2 protein-coding genes are annotated in these 4,657 nt (G+C 41.8%); both read left to right on the top strand.

Features of this window, described 5'->3' with window-relative positions:
* Positions 1-380: 380 nt before the first annotated feature.
* Complete coding sequence (locus tag IM515_RS10125) at positions 381-2,690, top strand: GumC family protein (RefSeq protein WP_287632893.1); 2,310 nt, start codon at positions 381-383, stop codon at positions 2,688-2,690.
* A 157-nt stretch (positions 2,691-2,847) separates the two neighbouring features.
* Complete coding sequence (locus IM515_RS10120) at positions 2,848-4,305, top strand: DASH family cryptochrome (RefSeq protein WP_287626984.1); 1,458 nt, start codon at positions 2,848-2,850, stop codon at positions 4,303-4,305.
* The last annotated feature ends 352 nt before the right edge of the window (positions 4,306-4,657 follow it).

The raw sequence follows: 4,657 nt of genomic DNA, 5'->3' as shown, positions 1-4,657 counted from the left end.
TGAAATGGGGCGAAAGTCTGTGGACTCTGTGTAAGACAGTACATGGTTTTTTAACTGTGGTATGCGACGGTGGTGGAAGCAGAAACTTAAATCGTGAGGTTTAGGAATCGCCGCACTTTTAGGGCGGCGAGGATGTCAAGGCTGGCTTTTCTCCTTTTTTAATAATCGATTTTCTGAACGCTGGGTAGAATTATCAGCAAGCTTAACCATAAGACGAGGCGGGACAAAAATTGGCAGTTCTGGAAAAACTAGAGTTATCATCGTAGCACGGTGTTATGATTAAGCGGTGATTGATTGAGCCAGATTGCCACCGCAAAATCTTTTAATAGAGTTATCCCTTGAATATTTGATTAATGATGAACAACCAACAAAACGGGGCGATGAACAACCAACAAAACGGGGCTTTGAAAACCCAAAGTCAAGCAAATCTACCAGTTTTTGCTCAACCGGCTTTTATCCCCTCCCCGACGCAGGAAGAAGAGGAACTCAACCTGCGTCAAATCCTTTCTGTCGTCAAGCATCGCTGGTGGATAATCGCTGGCATCACCCTAGGGTTGACGGGGGCGATCGCTGCTTGGACTTTCTTAAAAACCCCTATCTATCAGGGTAAATTCCTGCTGCTCATCGGTCAACCGATTGAGGAAAATAAAAGTTCTTCCAGGCTGGCAGCCCAAGATATCCTGCCTCAGTTAGGGGGTGAAGACATTGATTATGACACCCAAATCGCTGTCTTGAAAAGTCCTCAACTCCTTAACCCCATCCTTAGTAAAATAACTCCTAAGTATCCCGACTTTACCTACAGTGATTTAATTAGTAAAACTGGCAAATCTGATCTCGAAATTAGTCAATTAAAAGATACGAAAGTTTTAGAAATTTCCTATCAAGATGCGGAACCGGAAAAAATTAAGCTGGTTTTAGATAATTTAGCCCGTCATTACCTAAACTATAGTTCTCAGGAACGGAAGACCGAAATTAATCAAGGGTTAGATTTTGTCAATGCACAATTGCCCGTGCTGCGGGAACGAGTTAATTCTCTACAAAAACAAATGCAGCAATTCCGGCAGCAATACAATTTCCTCGATCCCGATAAAGAAGCGACTCGTTTATCACAACAGTTAACCACTACTGAACAAGATTATCGAGCAGCCCAAGTCGCCCTTAACGAAATTAACTCTCGCTATCAAGCTTTACAGCAACAGGTGGGATTGGCCCCTAATCAAGCAATTATCGCCACTTATCTGAGTGAATCTCCCGGTTATCAAGATTTGCTCAAGCAGCTGCAGGAAGTGGAAGTGGAACTGGCGAAACAATCGGCAGTTTTTGCGAAAGATAGCCCGATAATCGCCACCCTAGAGGAAAAAAGAGCCAATTTACTGCCCCTACTGCAAAACGAGGCCCAGAGAACCCTAGGGGAAAAACTGCCCCAGACAGTGGGTAATTCCCCGGCTTTGGTATCTCAGAGCACTCTGCGAGTAGAACTAACCCAACAATTGGTGGAAGCCGCTAACAGTCGCCAAACCCTAGAAATTAAGGTAAAATCCCTTGCCCGGGCCCTCGAACAACAGAAAGCCTCGGTCAAAAATCTGGCGGTTTTAGCCCGTCGCTATACGGATTTGCAACGAGAATTGGAAATCGCCACCACCAGTCTCGGCCGTTTTCTGGAGGAACAACAAAAACTCCAACTGAAAGTGGCACAACAAGTAGTGCCTTGGCAACTGATTTCCCCCCCAGAAGTAGGGGAAGAATTCGTTTCTCCTAAACCCGTGCGAAATCTGGCTTTAGGGGTTATCGGTGGTCTGTTACTAGGTTTAGGGGCGGCCTTTTTAGCTGAAAGATTAGACCCTGTTCATCATAGTGCAGATGAACTAAAAGAAGATACTAAACTACCCCTCTTAGGTGCAATTCCCTGGCAAAAAGACCTCGGTACGATCGAAAAAGTGATCACCGCCGCCCTACCCCAGTTAACAGTCGGCGATCGCAAAATCACTATCCCTAATACTACCCCAAAATCGGCCGAAGAAAACCCCTCCTACTATAATTTCTCCCCCTTCTCGGAAGCTTTCCACACTCTTAACACCAATATTCGCCTCCTCGGTTCCGATTCCCCCCTCAAGTCCCTCGTGATTAGTTCTGTATCACCAGCAGATGGTAAAACCACCATGGCAATGAATATCGCTAAGGCTGCCGCTCGTATGGGACAAAAAGTCTTGCTGGTGGATGCCGACCTGCGACGACCCGATATTCACCATCGACTTAATCTTGATAACGACCACGGCCTTAGTAATGTCATCGCCGAGGGTCTCGATTGGAACGAGGCAATTCAATCCCTACCCCGCTACGAGAATTTATCGATTCTTACCGCCGGTCCAATTCCCCCAGATCCAACCCGCTTGCTTTCTTCCCAGAGAATGCAGGAGATGATCTCGCAATTACAGCAAGACCACGCTTTCGATCTAATTATCTACGATCTACCACCGATCGCCGCTTTTGCCGATGCCAAAATTCTCGCCGCCATGGCCACTGGCCTAATTCTCGTCACCAAATTGGGCAAAACCGATCGCTTTGTGCTGAAAAATCTGCTCGAAGATCTGAGATTATCCCACATTTCCGTGTTAGGTTTAGTGGCTAATAACGTTAGTCGGAAAGACCACAATTATCGTTACTATAGCCATTACTACGGCAAAAGATAATTAAATCCCATCCCAGTTACTATTTATCAGTTAAGTAGGTAGGTGTTAAAAATTGTCAGACACCCCCCTTATCAAGGGGGGCAGGGGGGATCGAACCCAAAATCTATCTTCTATTTAATTAGAACTACTTACTTATCCACTTTGTAATTGATCTTAAATGCGGGTTTTAATTTGGTATCGCAATGATCTGCGAGTTCACGATCACGAGGCAATTTATCGAGCCATTCAAGAACAATTAGAGATAATTCCCTTCTATTGTTTTGATGAGCGTCAATTTGGTCTTACTTCCTACGGGTTTCCAAAAACTGGCAAGTTCCGGGCTAAATTTTTATTAGAAAGCGTAGCAGATTTGCGACAATCTCTGGAAAGTTTAGGCAGTAATTTAATTATCCGATGGGGAAAACCAGAAGAAATTATCCCGCAATTAGTTCAAGAATTGCAGATAGCCAAGGTTTATTATCATCAAGAGGTAACAGCAGAGGAATTAGTGGTAGAAAAAGCTGTCAATAAGGCTTTATCTAGGGTTCTCGTGCAGATCAAAACTTTTTGGACAGCCACTTTATATCATCCTGATGATTTACCTTTTACCCTTAATCAACTACCGGAATTATTTACTAATTTTCGTAAACAAGTAGAACGTCATTGGGAAATAAGAACAACTTATCCCAGTCCGAAAAAGTTGACAAAATTACCTAAAATAGATTGGGGAAATCTTCCTAGTTTAAACGATTTGGGCTTAACAGAACCCATTCTAGACCGGCGAGGCTTTTTGTCGTTTCAAGGGGGTGAAATGGCAGGAAAATCACGGGTTAAGGAATATATTTGGGATAGTGATTCCTTAAAAACCTATAAGGAAACCCGCAATGAAATGTTAGGGACTAATTATTCCTCAAAGTTCTCAGCTTGGTTAAGTTTTGGCTGTCTTTCCCCCCGTTATATCTACGAGGAAGTACAAAAATATGAGCAAACAAGAGTAAAAAATGACTCTACCTATTGGCTGATTTTTGAATTATTATGGCGAGATTTTTTCCGATTTATTTGCAGTAAACACGGGAATAAAATTTTCTATAAATCTGGTTTGCAAGAACTTAATTTACCTTGGCTAGAAGATTGGGAAAGATTTAATCTCTGGTGTCAGGGAAAAACTGGTTATCCCCTTGTAGATGCTAATATGAGAGAGTTAGCCTCTACAGGATTTATGTCAAATCGTGGCCGGCAAAATGTCGCTAGTTTTCTGACCAAAAATCTCGGTATTGATTGGTGTATGGGAGCAGAATGGTTCGAGTCATTATTAGTTGATTACGATGTCTGTAGTAATTGGGGTAATTGGAATTACACTGCTGGTGTCGGCAATGACGCAAGGGGATTTCGTTATTTTAATATCCCTAAACAGTCGAGAGATTATGATCCCAAAGGCGATTATTTACGTCACTGGTTGCCCGAATTAGCTCTAATAAAAGGCGATAAAATTCACGAACCTTATAAGTTATCTCCAGAGGAACAAAAGCGTTATGGGGTGATTTTAGGGGTTAATTATCCTCGTCCCATTGTCGATTTTTTTCAATCGATCAAACACAACGAAAAAATTTATCTTCAGCATTTCAGTAATCAGTGAACAGTAATCAGTGGACTTCTACCTAATATTATACTCAAGACTAAAATTCTTTCTAGACAAGAAACTTACCCAAATAAAAATGATTTTAATGTACCCATATTTTTCAGTTAAATTGAATTGGCAACGACAGATATATATTTCAGTGCCGAACGACTAATTAGTACAAGTTATCAAAGCAAGCTCTGATTGAGTTATAATTTTTGGATATGTCTAATGAACTGATAACTGATAACTGATAACTGATAACTGATAACTGATAACTGATAACTGATAACTGATAACTGATAACTGATAACTGATAACTGATAACTGATAACTGATAACTGATAACTGATAACTGATAACTGATAAC

Source organism: Microcystis sp. M44BS1 (assembly GCF_020244875.1).
Classification (GTDB): domain Bacteria; phylum Cyanobacteriota; class Cyanobacteriia; order Cyanobacteriales; family Microcystaceae; genus Microcystis; species Microcystis panniformis.
This window is presented reverse-complemented; position numbering and strand designations above follow the sequence as displayed.